We start from the raw sequence: 14,068 nt of genomic DNA, 5'->3' as shown, positions 1-14,068 counted from the left end.
GCTTGTCGTACCGGGCACGGCTGTTGACGTCGCGTTACGGTCGGGGGATGGCTGAGGTGGTGCGGGCGAAGTGGCTGGCGCGGGGGGCGATCGGGTGCGGTGCGGCGGCGGTGGGGGTGCTGGCCGCCGGCGCGGGGTTGCGCGGGGCGCTGGTGGTGGCGGTCGGGCTCGGCGCGTTGGCGCTGATGGCGGTCGGGCTGTGGTGGGCGCTGTCGCGGCGCGGGCCGGTGCGCTGGCTGGGGGTGCTGATGGCGGTGGCGGCGCCGGTGGGCGCGGTGGCGTCGTACATCGGCGCGGGGACGTGGCCGTGGGTGCTGGCCGCGGTGGCGCTGTGGACGGCGGGCCTGTCGCTGGGGCGGACGGCGCTGCGGGCCGCCCGGGGGCCGCGGTCGATGCGGGAGCGGGAGGCGGCGCGGCCGCGCCGGCCGGTGCTGATCATGAATCCGAAGTCCGGCGGCGGGAAGGTGGAGAAGTTCCGACTGGCGGACCGGGCCCGGGAGTTGGGCGCGCGGGTGATCCTGCTGGACCCGTCGGCGGAGCAGGACGTGGCGGAGCTCGCGGAGCGGGCGGTGGCGGACGGCGCGGACCTGCTGGGGGTGGCGGGCGGTGACGGCACGCAGGCGCTGGTGGCGCAGGTCGCGGCCCGGCACGGGCTGCCGTTCCTGGTGGTGGCGGCGGGCACCCGCAACCACTTCGCGCTGGACCTGGGCCTGGACCGGGACGATCCGGCGCGCGGCCTGGACGCGTTGACGGACGGCGTGGAGCTGCGGGTGGACCTGGGCGAGGTGGCGGGACGGGCGTTCGTCAACAACGTGTCGTTCGGGACGTACGCGGAGATCGTGCGGAACCCGGAGTACCGGGAGGCGAAGGCTTCGACGGTGCTGGCGATGCTGCCGGACCTGCTGGTGGGGTATGCGGGGGCGGAGTTGACGGCCGAGGTGGGCGGGGAGGCGGTGGAGCGGCCGCAGGCGGTGCTGGTCAGCAACAACCCGTACGACGCGGGCGACCTGCTGGATCCGGGCCGTCGTTCGCGGCTGGACCTGGGCCGGCTGGGGGTGCTGGGGGTGAAGGTGGACGGCGCGGCGCAGGCGGCGGAGCTGGCGTTGCGGGGTACGAGTGCGGAGGCGGTGCGGACGGTGTTGGGACGTGAGGTGCTGGTGACGGCGGAGGCGGCGAGGATTCCGGTGGCGGTGGACGGCGAGGCGCTGGAGCTGGAGGTGCCGGTGCGGTGCGTGATCCGGCCGGGGGCGCTGCGGGTGCGGGTGCCCCGGCACCGTCCGGGGACGGTGCAGTCGGCGCCGCCGCTGTCGTGGCGGCGGCTGTCGCGGCTGGCGGCGGGCCGCGTCGAGGCGAACGGTGGTGCGCGATGAGGACGTGGCGGCAGTGGGTGTCGATCGGGCACCGGGTGGTGACGGACCTGTCGGCGGTGGACCTGGCGGTGTACGCGGCGGTCGCGGCGACGCCGACGCCGACCCTGGACGAGGGCCTGCGGCGGCTGTCGACGGCGGCGAACCACTCGAAGCTGTCGGTGGCGGTGGCCTGCGGCCTGGCGCTGGTGCCGGGGGCGCCGCGCCGGGCGGCGCTGGTCGGGCTGGGGTCGGTGGCGGTGGCGTCGGCGACGGCGAACCTGGCGGGCAAGTCGCTGGCGCGGCGGCCCCGGCCGGACCGGGTGGCGGGCAAGGTGCCGCAGGCCCGGCACGTGCCGATGCCGGAGTCGGCGTCGTTCCCGTCCGGGCACACCGCGTCGGCGTTCGCGTTCGCCACCGGGGTGTCCTCGCAACTGCCTTGGGCGGCGGCCCCGTTGGGGCTGCTGGCGGCGTCGGTGGGCTATTCGCGGGTGCACACGGGCGTGCACTACCCGGGCGACGTGGTGGCAGGCGCGCTGCTGGGCGCGGTCGCGGGCAGTGTGGTGGCGGGCGCGGGCCGCCGCCTGGCGGCCGGTCAGGGCAGGTAGCGGTAGCCGAGGCCGGGTTCGGTGATCAGGTGCCGAGGCCGGTGCGGGTCGCGTTCGAGTTTGCGGCGCAGGGCGGCGAAGTGGACCCGCAGGTAGTTGCTGTGGTGGTCGTGGCCGGGGCCCCAGACGGCGGTGAGGAGCTGCGCGCGGGTGACCAGCCGGCCGGGGGCGGCGAGCAGCACCGACAGCAGTCTCCACTCGGTGGGGGTGAGCCGGACGGGGCCGGACGGCCCGGTGGCGCGGGCGCCGGCCGGGTCGAGGGTGTGGTCGCCGATCCGGGCGAGCGGCGGGGCGGCGGCGGGGGCCGGGCGGCGCAGCACGGCGCGCAGCCGGGCGAACAGCTCGTCCATCACGAAGGGTTTGGTGAGGTAGTCGTCGGCGCCGTCGTCGAGGGCGCGGATGCGGTCGGCGGGGTCGGTGCGGCCGGACAGCACGATGATCGGCGCGGAGCTGTGGCGGCGCAGGGCGCGCAGCACGTCCATGCCGTCCTGGTCGGGCAGGCCGAGGTCGAGCAGGACGGCGTCGGGCGGGGTGCGCTCGGCGAGCCGGAGGGCCTGGCGGGCGGTGTCGGCGGTGAGGGCGGCGTACTGGCGGGCGAGCAGGTTGAGGCGCAGGGTGCGCAGCAGGCGGGGTTCGTCGTCGACGGCGAGGACGCTGGTCATCGGGTTCCCTCGGGGCGGGCTTCGGTGGCGGCGGAGGCGGCTTCGGCGGCGGGCGCGGCGTCGGCGGCGGGCGCGGCGTCGGCGGCGGGCGCGGCTTCGGCGGCGGGCAGGGTGAGCAGCATGGTGGTGCCGCCGCCGGGGGTGTCCTCGACGTCGAGGCTGCCGCCCATGGCTTCGGCGAGGCCGCGGGAGAGGGCGAGGCCGAGTCCGAGGCCGGTGGTGTTGTCGGTGTCGCCGAGGCGCTGGAACGGCAGGAAGACCCGGTCGCGGTCCTCGGGCGGGATGCCGGGGCCGCGGTCGACGATCCGGACCTCCACCCGGTCGGCGTGCCCGGAGGCGCTGACCAGGACGGGTGCGCCGGGCGCGTTGTGCCGCAGCGCGTTGGTGACGACGTTGGCGAGGACGCGTTCCAGCAGCGGCGGGTCGGCGAGCACGGGCGGGGCGGTGTCCAGGTCGAGGGGCTGGACGGGCGCGTCGGGGTCGGCCAGCGAGTCGAGGGCGCGCGGCAGGATCTCGTCCAGGTGGGTGGCCTGCAGGTGCAGGGTGAGGGCGCCGGCCTGGAGGCGGCTGAGGTCGAGCAGGTTGTCGACCAGCCGGGTGAGTTCGACCAGGGATTCGTCGGCGAGGGCGAGCAGTTCGGCCCGGTCGTCGGCGGAGAACTCGACGTCGGGGCTGCGCAGCGAGCCGACCGAGGCGAGCGCGGTGGCGAGCGGGGTGCGCAGGTCGTGGCTGACGGCGGCGAGCAGCGCGGTGCGCATCTTGTCGGCGGCCTTGATCGGTTCGATCTCGGCGGCGACGGTGGCGAGCCGGTCGCGTTCCAGGGCGGCGGCCAGGTGGGCGGCGAACGCGGCCAGCACCCGGCGGTCGGCGGCCGGCAGCCGGCGTCCGGTGAGGACCAGCAACGCGTCGGCGCCGACCGGCAGTTCGGTGGTCTCGGGGTGTTCCCCGGCGGCGGCGGGGGCGTCGGTGCGGGCGAGCACCTCGCCGCTGACCGGGTCGAGCAGCGCGGCGGTGTCCAGTCCGAAGGAGGTGCGGGTGCGTTCCAGCAGGGCGGGCACGGCGTCGGCGCCGCGCAGCACGGAGCCGGCCAGGGTGGAGAGCGTCTCGGCCTCGGCGGTGGCGCGGGCGGCGCGGGCGGTCTGCCGGGTGGCGTGGTCGACGACGGTGGACACGCACAGGGCGACGGCGGCGAACACGGCGAGCGCGATGAAGTTGTTGGCCTCGTAGACGGTGAAGGTGTGCACCGGCGGGATGAAGTAGTAGTTCAGCAGCAGCGAGGCGGCCAGGGAGGCGAGCAGCGCGGAGGTCGCGCCGCCGAACAACGCGACGGCGACGACGCCGAGTTGGAAGATCAGCGCGTCGGTGGTGAGGTTCAGCGCGTGGTGCGCCTGGGAGAGCATGCCGGTCAGTGCCCAGGGGACGGCGAGTCCGGCGGCGTAGCCGGCCAGGGTGCGGCGGCGGGAGTGCCGGCGGCCCAGTGAGGGGAGCCGGCCGCGGCCGGTGAAGGCGTGGGTGACCATGTGGACGTCGATGTCCTCGGACCGGTCGACGGTGGTCTCGCCGATGCCGGGCCCGGTCAGGAAGCGGTTGGTGCGGCCGCGCCGGCTGGTGCCGAGGACGAGCTGGGTGGCGTCGCGGGCCCGGGCGAAGGTCAGCAGGGTCTCGGGGATGTCGTCGCCGACCACCACGTGGTAGCTGCCGCCGAGGGATTCGACCAGGCTGCGCTGTTCGGCGAGCCGGCCCGGCGAGGCGCCGGCCAGGCCGTCGCTGCGGGTGACGTGCACGGCGAGCAGTTCGCCGCCGGCGGTGCGGTCGCAGATCCGGGCGGCGCGGCGGATCAGGGTGGGGCCCTCGGGTCCGCCGGTGAGGGCGACGACCACGCGTTCGCGGGTCTCCCACACCCGGTCGATGTTGTGCACGGCCCGGTAGTCGCGCAGCCCTTCGTCGACCCGGCCGGCCAGCCAGAGCAGGGCGAGTTCGCGCAGCGCGGTGAGATTGCCGACCCGGAAGTAGTTGGCGAGCGCGGCGTCGACCTTCTCGGCCCGGTAGACGTTGCCGTGGGCGAGGCGGCGGCGCAGCGCCTGCGGGGCCATGTCGACCAGTTCGATCTGGTCGGCGCGGCGCACCACCTCGTCGGGGACGGTCTCGCGCTGCGGCACGCCGGTGATCTTCTGCACCACGTCGTTGAGCGACTCCAGGTGCTGGATGTTGACGGTGGTGACCACGTCGATGCCGGCGGCGAGGAGTTCCTCGACGTCCTGCCAGCGCTTGGCGTGCCGGCCGCCGGGGATGTTGGTGTGGGCGAGTTCGTCGACCAGGGCGAGTTCGGGGCGGCGGCGCAGCAGACCGTCCAGGTCGAGTTCGGCGAACTCGGTGTCGCGGTAGCGCCGTTGGACGCGCGGGAGCTGTTCGAGGCCGTCGAGCAGGCGGGCGGTGCGCGGCCGGTCGTGGGTCTCCAGGAAGCCGACGACCACGTCGGTGCCGCGTTCCTGGCGGCGGTGCGCCTCGTCCAGCATGCGGTAGGTCTTGCCGACGCCGGGGGCCGCGCCGAGGTAGACCCGTAGCCGGCCCCGCCGGTGGCCGGGGGGCTGTGCTCCGAGGTCGACTGGCATGGCGGCTCGTCTCGCGGTCGTGGGCGGGCAGGGATCGGGGACGCGGCCGGCCGACCCGGGCGGGGGAGCGCCCGGGTCGGCCGTGTCCTGGCGGGTCGTCACTTCAGGTCGGCGACCGCACGGTTGAGCAGTACCACGTTGACGCCGGGCTGGCCGAGGAAGCCCAGCGACCGTCCGTCGGTGTGCTCGGCGATCAGCCTGTCGAGCTGTTCGGTGGGCACCCCGCGGGCCTCGGCGACCCGCCGCACCTGCTCCTTGGCGTAGGCGACGGAGATCTGCGGGTCGAGTCCGGAGCCGGAGGCGGTCAGCGCGTCCGGCGGGACGCTCGCCGGGTCGACGCCGTCGAACGCGGCGACGGCGGCGCGGCGTTCCTCGACGGCCTTCAGCAGGTCCTCGCTGTTCGGGCCGAGGTTGGTGGCGCCGGAGGCCTTCGGGTCGTAGCCGCCGGCGGACGGGCGGGGCTGGAACCACTTCGGGTCGGGCCGGGGCTGCTCGTCGGGGTCGTCGGGGTTCTGCTTGGGCAGGTCGAAGCTCTGGCCGAGCAGGCTGGAGCCGATCTCCTTGCCGTCCGCCTCGACGACCGAGCCGTTGGCGGCGGCGGGGAAGGCGAGTTGGGCGACGCCGGTGACCAGCAGCGGGTAGGCGATGCCGAGGATCACGGTCATCACCAGCAGCATCCGCAGCGCGGTGAGGTGGGTGCGCAGGAAGGTGGGCATGTCTCGTTCTCCTCTCTTGTCAGTTCAGGCCGGGGACGAACTGCACGACCAGGTCGATCAGCTTGATGCCGACGAACGGCACCACCAGGCCGCCCAGGCCGTACACCCCGATGTTCCTGGTCAGCAGTGAACTGGCGTCGGACGGGCGGTACTTGACGCCGCGCAGGGCCAGCGGGATGAGGCCGATGATGACCAGGGCGTTGAAGACGATCGCCGAGGTGATCGCGGACTGCGGGCTGTGCAGGCCCATGATGTTCAGGTGGCTCAGGCCCGGGTACACGCCGGCGAACATCGCCGGGATGATCGCGAAGTACTTGGCCACGTCGTTGGCGATCGAGAAGGTCGTCAACGCGCCCCGGGTGATGAGCAGTTGCTTGCCGATCTCGACGATCTCGATCAGCTTGGTGGGGTTGGAGTCCAGGTCCACCATGTTGCCGGCCTCCTTGGCCGCCATGGTGCCGGTGTTCATCGCCACGCCGACGTCGGCCTGGGCGAGCGCCGGGGCGTCGTTGGTGCCGTCGCCGGTCATCGCGACCAGCTTGCCGCCCGCCTGCTCCTGCTTGATCAGGGCCATCTTGTCCTCGGGCGTGGCCTCGGCGAGGAAGTCGTCGACGCCCGCCTCCTGGGCGATGGCCCGGGCGGTCAGCGGGTTGTCGCCGGTGATCATCACGGTCTTGATGCCCATCCGGCGGAGCTCCTCGAAGCGCTCCCGCATGCCCTCCTTCACCACGTCCTTGAGGTGGATCACGCCGAGTACCCGGGGCGGCCAGCCGGCCTCGCGGTCGGCGACCACCAGCGGGGTGCCGCCGGCGGCGGAGATCCCGTCGACCAGCTGCGCCACCTCCGGGCCGACCGAACCGCCGTGCCCGGTCACCCAGTTGGAGACCGAGGCGGCCGCGCCCTTGCGGACCTCGCGGCCGTCCACGTCGACGCCCGACATCCGGGTCTGCGCGGTGAACGGCACCCACTCGGCGTGCGCCAACTCGCCCTGGGCGCGGGCCCGCAGGCCGTACGCCGTCTTGGCGAGCACCACGATCGAACGGCCCTCGGGGGTCTCGTCGGCCAGCGAGGACAGCTGCGCGGCGTCCGCCAGCTCCTCGACGGTGACGCCCTCGGCGGGCTGGAACTCGGCGGCCTGCCGGTTGCCGAGCGTGATGGTGCCGGTCTTGTCGAGCAGCAGGGTGTTGACGTCGCCGGCTGCCTCCACGGCCCGGCCGGACATCGCCAGCACGTTGCGCTGCACCAGCCGGTCCATGCCGGCGATGCCGATCGCGGAGAGCAGCGCGCCGATGGTGGTCGGGATCAGCGCCACGATCAGCGCCACCAGCACCACGGTGGGCTGCGGGGCGCCCGCGTAGGTCGCCATCGGCTGGAGGGTGACCACGGCGATCAGGAACACGATGGTCAGCGAGGCCAGCAGGATGTTCAGCGCGATCTCGTTCGGCGTCTTCTGCCGGGCCGCGCCCTCCACCAGGGCGATCATCCGGTCGATGAAGGTCTTGCCCGGCTCCGAGCTGATCCGCACCACGATCCGGTCCGACAGCACCTTGGTGCCGCCGGTGACGGCCGACCGGTCGCCGCCGGACTCGCGGATCACCGGCGCGGACTCGCCGGTGATCGCCGACTCGTCCACGCTGGCGATGCCCTCGACGACGTCGCCGTCACCGGGGATGACCTGCCCGACCTCGACCACCACGTGGTCGCCGAGCCGCAGCGCGGTGCCCGCCACCTGCTCCTCGTCCTTCGACGCGGGCCAGTCGACCAGCCGTCGGGCCGTCGTGTCGGACTTGGTGCGGCGCAGCGTGTCGGCCTGCGCCTTGCCGCGGCCCTCGGCGACGGCCTCGGCCAGGTTGGCGAACACCGTGGTCAGCCACAGCCAGACGGTGATCGCCCAGGCGAACACCGACGGGTCGGCGATCGCGGCGACGGTGGTGACCACCGAGCCGACCTCGACCACGAACATCACCGGGTTCTTCACCATCACCCGGGGGTCGAGCTTCTTCACCGCGTCGGGCAGCGAGGCGAGCAGCAGCTTCGGGTCGAGCAGGCCGCTCGTCGCCCGGTGCGGGGCGGGTCCGACGGGTCCGGCGGGTCCGGCGGGTTCAAGGGTGGTGGACATCAGTGGAGACCTTCTGCGATCGGCCCGAGGGCCAGGGCCGGGAAGTAGGTGAGGCCGACGACGATCAGCACCACCCCGGAGAGCAGTCCGACGAACAGCGGCTTGTGGGTGGGCAGCGTGCCCGCGCTCGCCGGGACGGGCTGCTGCCGGGCCAGCGATCCGGCCAGCGCCAGCACGAACACCATCGGCAGGAACCGTCCGAACACCATGGCCAGGCCCAGCGCGGTGTCGTACCAGTCGGTGTTCACCGTGATGCCGGCGAACGCCGAGCCGTTGTTGTTCGCGGCCGAGGTGAACGCGTACAGCACCTCGGAGAAGCCGTGCCCCCCGGAGTTGAGCATCCCGGCGCGCTCGCCGGGCAGCGCGATCGCGGTGCCGACGCCGATCAGCACGACGGCCGGCGTGGTGAGGATGTACAGCGAGGCGAACTTCATCTCCCGGCCGCCGAGCTTCTTGCCCAGGTACTCGGGGGTCCGGCCGACCATCAGGCCGGCGACGAACACCGCGACGATCGCCAGGATCAGCATCCCGTACAGGCCGGAGCCGACACCGCCGGGCGCGATCTCGCCGAGCATCATGTCGAAGATCGTCAGCCCGCCGCCGAACGGCGAGTACGAGTCGTGGAAGGAGTTCACCGCGCCCGTCGAGGTGAGCGTGGTGGACGCCGCGAACAGGCTGGACCCGGCGATGCCGAGCCGCTGCTCCTTGCCCTCCATCGCCGCACCGGCCGCCTGCAGCGCGGAGCCGCCGTGCTGGTGCTCGAAGTAGGTGATCAGCGACGCCGACGCCACCCAGAACAGGCCCATCACCGCGACGATCGCGTAGCCCTGGCGGTGGTCGCCGACCATCCGGCCGAAGGTGCGCGGCAGCGAGAACGCGATCACCAGCAGCAGGAACACCTCCACCAGGTTGGTGAAGCCGGTCGGGTTCTCGAACGGGTGCGCCGAGTTGGCGTTGAAGAAGCCGCCACCGTTGGTGCCGAGCAGCTTGATGACCTCCTGCGAGGCCACCGGCCCGCCGGGTATCGACTGCTGACCGCCCGTCAGCGTGCCGACCTCGTGGAAGCCGTGGAAGTTCTGCACCACGCCGTTCGCGGCCAGCACCAGCGCGAACACGATCGCGACGGGCAGCAGCAGCCGCAGCGAGATCCGGGTCAGGTCCACCCAGAAGTTGCCGACCCGGTCGGTGCGGTTGCGGGTGAACCCGCGGATCAGCGCCGCGACCACGGCGATGCCGACGGCCGCGGAGACGAAGTTCTGCACCGCCAGACCGACCATCTGCACCAGGTGGCCCATCGCGGACTCGCCGCTGTACGACTGCCAGTTGGTGTTCGTGGTGAACGAGATCGCGGTGTTCCACGCCTGGTGCGCCGCCATCTCGGGCACCCCCAGGCTCAGCAGCAGGTGCGTCTGCAGCCGGATCAGCCCGTACAGGAACAGCACCGACAGCGTGGAGAACGCCAGCACCGACCGCAGGTACACCGGCCAGCGCTGGTCGGCGTCGCCGTCGACGCCGACCAGCCGGTACAGGGCCTTCTCGGCTCTCAGATGCCGCGCGGAGGTGAGCAGCCGCGCGATGTAGTCACCGAGCGGCCGGTAGCACAGGGCGAGCGCTCCGACCAGGGCGACAGCCTGGAGCCAGCCCGCAAGAGTGGCACTCATGTCAGAACTTCTCCGGGTGGATCAGCGCGAGTACGAGGTAGCCGACCAGCGCGGCGGCGACGATGAGACCGACGATGTTCTCCGCGGTCACAGCTTCTCCACCCCCCGCGCGATCAGGGCGATGACGGCGAACACGGCGACCGTGACACCGACATAGATCAGATCCGACATGGCATCCACCAAGGTGGCTCGGGACAACGGCCTGCGTATCTCGCCGGCTCCCCGAGCCAACCAGCGCCGCCATCCGCCCCGCCGCATCCTGACGCCCCCCATACGGGCGCTCCCCCGCCCTTGACGCCTCCTTGACGCCCGGCACCCGTACGCTCCCCGCAGAGGAGAGGAGTCGCCCATGAGCCCGGCCGCGTCCGCCGAGACGGAGATCGTCCCCCGGCCCCTCGCACCTACCGCCGGTCGAACCGCCTCGCCAACCACGCGGCCACCGTCGAGGAGCGCCGCCGCCACGCCGTCACGGTCGCGGAGCTGTACCGGACCGCGTTCGCAGCGGTGAACGGACAGGCATGAGCCGCGGCTACGCGCCGAGGTGGGTGGCGAGGGCGGTCAGGGTTTCGCCGAGGGGGCGGTCGAGGCGGAGGGTGGCGAGGTCGTCGGCGCGGGTGGTGCCCCGGGTGACGATGGCGACCGGCTTGCCGGCCTTCGCGGTGTGGCGGACGAAGCGCAGGCCGGACATGACGGCCAGCGAGGAGCCGAGGACCAGCAGGGCGCGGGCCTCGTCGACCAGGCGGTAGCAGAGTTCGACGCGGTCCTTGGGGACGCTCTCGCCGAAGAACACCACGTCGGGTTTGAGGATGCCGCCGCAGCGGGCGCAGTCGGCGACGGTGAAGGACGCCACCAGGTCGTCGGGCAGTTCGACGTCGCCGTCCGGGTTGATCCGCGAACCGGCGTCCCGGAAGGCCGGGTTGAGGGCGGCGAGGCGTTCGTCGAGTTCGGCGCGCGGGGTGACGGCGGCGCAGCCGAGGCAGATCACCCGGTCGAGGCCGCCGTGCAGTTCGACGGCATCGGCGGTGCCCGCGGCGCGGTGCAGGCCGTCCACGTTCTGGGTGATGACGGCGGAGAGCGGGCCGGCGGCGCGCAGCCGGGCCACCGCGAGGTGGCCGGCGTTCGGGCGGGCGCCCGCGATCACGGCGCGTCCGGCGTGGCTGCGCGCCCAGTAGCGGCGGCGGGCCGGCTCCCCCGCCAGGAACTCCTGGTACGTCATCGGCGCCCGGTGCCGCCGCACCCCGTCCGGCCCCCGGTAGTCGGGGATGCCGGACTCGGTGGACAGCCCGGCCCCGCTCAGCACCGCCACGCCGCCCCCGGCCACCAGCCGGGCGAGCGCGGGCAGGCCGTCCTCGTACGCAGTCATACCGTCCATTGTGGAACGGCCGGCGCCGGAACGGCAGACGGTCCGGACGGTGCCCCCACGCACCGCCCGGACCGTTCCGGTTCGCGGCGTCCGGGCCCCCACGGCCCGACGCCGCCGTCTCTCAGTTGTGCGCCCAGGGGCGCCGCCGGGGCAGGGCGGCGAGCAGCGCCGCCGCGGTGAAGAGCACCAGGTGCCCGGGCCCGTCCCAGCCCAGCTGGGCGTGGCGGTGCTCCGCGAAGCCGTTGTGGAACAGCCAGAACGCCAGGCCGACGAGCGGTGCGGCGGCCGGCCGGGAGCGGGCGCCGAGGGCGGCGCAGCCGGCGGCGAAGACCGTCAGGGCGAACCAGCCGGCGCGGAGCTCGCCGAGCGGGGCGAGCACCAGCGCGGTGGCCGCGGCCAGCAGCAGCGCCGTCGCGCCGGACAGCGCGACCGGCAGGCGCTCACGCACCGCCGGACACCGCCACCAGCTGCCGCAGTTCCGCGTCCAGGGCCCGGGCGGCGAACAGTCGGCCGTTCAACTCGTTCAGGGCGTGGGCGAGTTCGGAACGCGGCACGACCAGCACCGGGCAGCTCGCCCGGCGCACGCACGCGGCCGGGACGGAGCCGCGCAGACCGCGGTGCAGCCAGGAGCCGGACGGGCCGAGCACCAGCAGGTCGCCGGGCCGGTCGGCGGCGGCCAGCAGGGCGGGGACGGTCCGGCCCCGGACCAGGCGGGCGGTGAACGGAACGCCCGGGTCGGTGCCGCCGAACGCCTCCGCCATCGCCTCGGCCAGCGTGGTCTCGGCGAGCTCGCGCACCGCCGACAGCAGCGGCGGGCACGGGGAGCGGCGGTGCCCGAACTCCCCGTTCGGCGGCTCCCAGGCGTGCAGGGCCAGCACCTCGCCGCCCCGCCGCCGGGCCTCGGCCACCGCGCGGTGCACGGCCGCCAGGCTGCCGAGCGATCCGCTGACCCCGACCACGATGCGCGGCCGCTGCTCCATCACGTCCTCCGTCCAGGAACCCCCGGACCCCGACGGGGCCCGCACGCCCCAGCAGATCGCGCCCGCGCCCCACCCTCCGCCGCCTTGACGCCTCCCTGACGCGCACCCCCGCTTTCCCAACGCCACCCTGACGCCGAGGCGGCATTCGCCGGGACGGAAGGAGCGAGGAGACGTGGTCGCGGAACGCCACGAAACCGGCCCGGCGGTCGGCTCGAACGGCCCGGGCCGCGCTGCTCCCGACACCCGCCCGCGCCGACCCGCCCCGCTGCCGCTGGACGCCGCTTTCGCGCGGCAGCCCGCCGACACCGGGTACGCCCACCATTGCCACCGGCCCGCCCGCCCCTGGCCGGTCGAGACGGTCGACAATCCCGCCGACCCCTGGCGTCCGCGGCGACCGGAAGGAGCGCGAAGACGCGGGCAGGGAACGCGACCGCAACTCGCACAACGACGGCTCGACGCACGGCCCGGGCCGCGCTGCTCCCGACACCCGCCCGCAGCCCCGCCGACAGCGCGCCCGCCTCCGCCGTACCGCCGCCGTCGCCGGACGGACCGGCCGCGCGCCGGTGCACCCCACGGTGGCCCACCGGCCTGCTGCCGCTCGGTACTCCGCACCACCGCCGACCACTCCCCCGCCGTCCCACCACCCGCCGCAACAGGCAGCCCGAACTCGCCAACTCGCTTATCCACAAGCCGAGTTGACTGCACCGGCAAAACCGGATCGACTGCTCCCCGAAGACCCTTCTCAGCACCTCCCCGGGAGCAACGCCATGCACGCCACCCTGTTCCGCCAGGTCCGCCCGTTCGGCGGCCCGGTCACCGATCTGGCCGCCGTGGACGGCGTCCTGGTGGCCGAGCTGCCGGAGGACGCCCGTCCGGTGGTGGTCGAGGGCGGTGGCAGGATCGCGCTGCCGACGCTGGTGGACGCGCACATCCATCCGGACAAGACCGCGTGGGGCGAGCCCTGGTACAGCCGTCGCCCGGCGGGCAGCCTGCCGGAGTACGTGGCGGGGGACGTCGAGCTGTTCCGGCAGCAGCGCAGTCCGATCGGCGAGCGCGCCCACCGCCTGCTGGCCCACGCGGTGACGCGCGGCACCCGCGCCGTCCGCGCGCACGTCGACGTTGCGCCCGCGTACGGCCTGGCCGGGGTGGAGGGCCTGCGGGAGGCCGCCGAGCGGCTCGCCGGGAAGCTCGACGTGCAGTCGGTGGCGTTCCCGCAGCACGGCGTGGTGCGCACGCCGGGCGCGGCCGAGCTGCTCACCGAGGCGGCCCGCGCGCAGCTGGTGGACGCGGTCGGCGGCATCGACCCGGCCGGGTTCGACGGCGGCAGCCCGGACGGCCGCGAGCAGCTCGACCTGCTGTTCGCGCTGGCCGAGCGGTACGGGGTGCTGCTGGACGTCCACCTGCACGACCGGGGCGCGGCCGGCCTCGGCCCGCTGCGCGAGATCGCGGCCCGCACCGTCGCGGCGGGCCTGCAGGGCCGGGTGACGGTCAGCCACGTGTTCTGCCTGCCGGAGCTGCCCGCCGGTGAACTCGACGCCGCCGCCGAGCTGTTGGCGTCCGCCGGGATCGCACTGACCACCGTCGCCCCGTCGGCGCACCAGGTGCTGCCGTTCCGCGTGCTGCGGGCGCACGGCGTGCGGGTGGGCCTCGGTTCGGACGGGGTGCGGGACTCCTGGAGCCCGTTCGGCAACGCCGACATGCTGCACCGGGCGCACCTGCTGGGCTGGACCACCGACGCCCGCACCGACCGGGAGCTGACCGACTGCCTGGAGCTGGCCGCGCACGGCGGCGCCGAGCTGCTCGGCCTGCCGAAGGCCGACCTGAGCGCCGGCTCGCCCGCCGACTTCCTGCTGGTGGACGGCGAGTGCCCGCCGCAGGTGCTGGTCGACCTGCCGGAGCGCGAGCTGGTGGTGAAGGCCGGCCGGGTGGTCGCCGAGCGCGGCACGCTGCTGGGCTGACGCACGCCGGAGCGGCGGCGGGCCGTCCTGGTCCACCGCCGTC

The 14,068-nt window shown here is 74.4% G+C and carries 12 protein-coding genes; 3 read left to right on the top strand and 9 right to left on the bottom strand.

The window, feature by feature from the left end:
* The first annotated feature begins 47 nt into the window (after positions 1-47).
* Positions 48-1,370, top strand: a complete 1,323-nt coding sequence (locus ACWEMJ_RS05780; protein ID WP_452135694.1) for a diacylglycerol/lipid kinase family protein — start codon at positions 48-50, stop codon at positions 1,368-1,370.
* Positions 1,367-1,954, top strand: a complete 588-nt coding sequence (locus tag ACWEMJ_RS05775) for a phosphatase PAP2 family protein (protein ID WP_452135693.1) — start codon at positions 1,367-1,369, stop codon at positions 1,952-1,954. The genes ACWEMJ_RS05780 and ACWEMJ_RS05775 overlap by 4 nt, the downstream gene beginning before the upstream one ends.
* Here the strand turns inward: ACWEMJ_RS05775 and ACWEMJ_RS05770 are convergent.
* The 9 genes from ACWEMJ_RS05770 to ACWEMJ_RS05730 form a co-directional block, all read right to left on the bottom strand.
* The gene (locus tag ACWEMJ_RS05770; protein WP_452135692.1) at positions 1,942-2,616 is read right to left on the bottom strand and encodes a response regulator; all 675 of its coding nucleotides are present in this window, start codon (positions 2,614-2,616) and stop codon (positions 1,942-1,944) included. The genes ACWEMJ_RS05775 and ACWEMJ_RS05770 overlap by 13 nt on opposite strands.
* On the bottom strand, positions 2,613-5,228 hold the full coding sequence (locus tag ACWEMJ_RS05765) for an ATP-binding protein (RefSeq protein WP_452135691.1): 2,616 nt from the start codon (positions 5,226-5,228) through the stop codon (positions 2,613-2,615). The genes ACWEMJ_RS05770 and ACWEMJ_RS05765 overlap by 4 nt, the downstream gene beginning before the upstream one ends.
* A 98-nt stretch (positions 5,229-5,326) precedes the next feature.
* A complete protein-coding gene (gene kdpC / locus ACWEMJ_RS05760) occupies positions 5,327-5,944 on the bottom strand; it encodes a K(+)-transporting ATPase subunit C (protein ID WP_452135690.1) in 618 nt (205 codons plus the stop codon).
* A 19-nt stretch (positions 5,945-5,963) separates the two neighbouring features.
* Complete coding sequence (kdpB, locus tag ACWEMJ_RS05755) at positions 5,964-8,063, bottom strand: potassium-transporting ATPase subunit KdpB (protein WP_452135689.1); 2,100 nt, start codon at positions 8,061-8,063, stop codon at positions 5,964-5,966.
* Positions 8,063-9,724, bottom strand: a complete 1,662-nt coding sequence (kdpA, locus tag ACWEMJ_RS05750; protein WP_452135688.1) for a potassium-transporting ATPase subunit KdpA — start codon at positions 9,722-9,724, stop codon at positions 8,063-8,065. The genes kdpB and kdpA overlap by 1 nt, the downstream gene beginning before the upstream one ends.
* Position 9,725: 1 nt before the next feature.
* Positions 9,726-9,815 carry a K(+)-transporting ATPase subunit F gene (kdpF, locus tag ACWEMJ_RS05745; RefSeq protein WP_043915087.1) on the bottom strand — a complete coding sequence of 30 codons (90 nt, stop codon included), beginning with the start codon at positions 9,813-9,815 and terminating at the stop codon, positions 9,726-9,728.
* Between the two features lie 438 nt (positions 9,816-10,253).
* Entirely contained in the window at positions 10,254-11,096 is an 843-nt protein-coding gene (locus tag ACWEMJ_RS05740) for an NAD-dependent protein deacetylase (RefSeq protein ID WP_452135687.1), read from the bottom strand.
* Between the two features lie 112 nt (positions 11,097-11,208).
* On the bottom strand, positions 11,209-11,535 hold the full coding sequence (locus ACWEMJ_RS05735; protein ID WP_452135686.1) for a hypothetical protein: 327 nt from the start codon (positions 11,533-11,535) through the stop codon (positions 11,209-11,211).
* On the bottom strand, positions 11,528-12,067 hold the full coding sequence (locus ACWEMJ_RS05730) for a universal stress protein (protein ID WP_452135685.1): 540 nt from the start codon (positions 12,065-12,067) through the stop codon (positions 11,528-11,530). Before ACWEMJ_RS05730 ends, ACWEMJ_RS05735 begins: the two co-directional genes overlap by 8 nt.
* Before the next feature lie 767 nt (positions 12,068-12,834).
* Between ACWEMJ_RS05730 and ACWEMJ_RS05725 the strand changes: the two genes are divergently transcribed.
* Complete coding sequence (locus ACWEMJ_RS05725; RefSeq protein WP_452135684.1) at positions 12,835-14,025, top strand: amidohydrolase; 1,191 nt, start codon at positions 12,835-12,837, stop codon at positions 14,023-14,025.
* The last annotated feature ends 43 nt before the right edge of the window (positions 14,026-14,068 follow it).

This window comes from Kitasatospora sp. NPDC004531, assembly GCF_053602195.1.
Note: the sequence above shows the minus strand (reverse complement) of the source record. Positions and strands in the feature narration are given on the sequence as shown.

Bases quoted from the DNA above. Each gene is read 5' to 3' on its own strand.
- ACWEMJ_RS05725 (WP_452135684.1), top strand. From the start codon at position 12,835: ATGCACGCCACCCTGTTCCGCCAGGTCCGCCCGTTCGGCGGCCCGGTC.
- ACWEMJ_RS05765 (WP_452135691.1), bottom strand. From the start codon at position 5,228: ATGCCAGTCGACCTCGGAGCACAGCCCCCCGGCCACCGGCGGGGCCGG.
- ACWEMJ_RS05775 (WP_452135693.1), top strand. From the start codon at position 1,367: ATGAGGACGTGGCGGCAGTGGGTGTCGATCGGGCACCGGGTGGTGACG.
- ACWEMJ_RS05730 (WP_452135685.1), bottom strand. From the start codon at position 12,067: ATGGAGCAGCGGCCGCGCATCGTGGTCGGGGTCAGCGGATCGCTCGGC.
- ACWEMJ_RS05770 (WP_452135692.1), bottom strand. From the start codon at position 2,616: ATGACCAGCGTCCTCGCCGTCGACGACGAACCCCGCCTGCTGCGCACC.
- kdpA (WP_452135688.1), bottom strand. From the start codon at position 9,724: ATGAGTGCCACTCTTGCGGGCTGGCTCCAGGCTGTCGCCCTGGTCGGA.
- kdpB (WP_452135689.1), bottom strand. From the start codon at position 8,063: ATGTCCACCACCCTTGAACCCGCCGGACCCGCCGGACCCGTCGGACCC.
- ACWEMJ_RS05780 (WP_452135694.1), top strand. From the start codon at position 48: ATGGCTGAGGTGGTGCGGGCGAAGTGGCTGGCGCGGGGGGCGATCGGG.
- kdpC (WP_452135690.1), bottom strand. From the start codon at position 5,944: ATGCCCACCTTCCTGCGCACCCACCTCACCGCGCTGCGGATGCTGCTG.
- ACWEMJ_RS05740 (WP_452135687.1), bottom strand. From the start codon at position 11,096: ATGGACGGTATGACTGCGTACGAGGACGGCCTGCCCGCGCTCGCCCGG.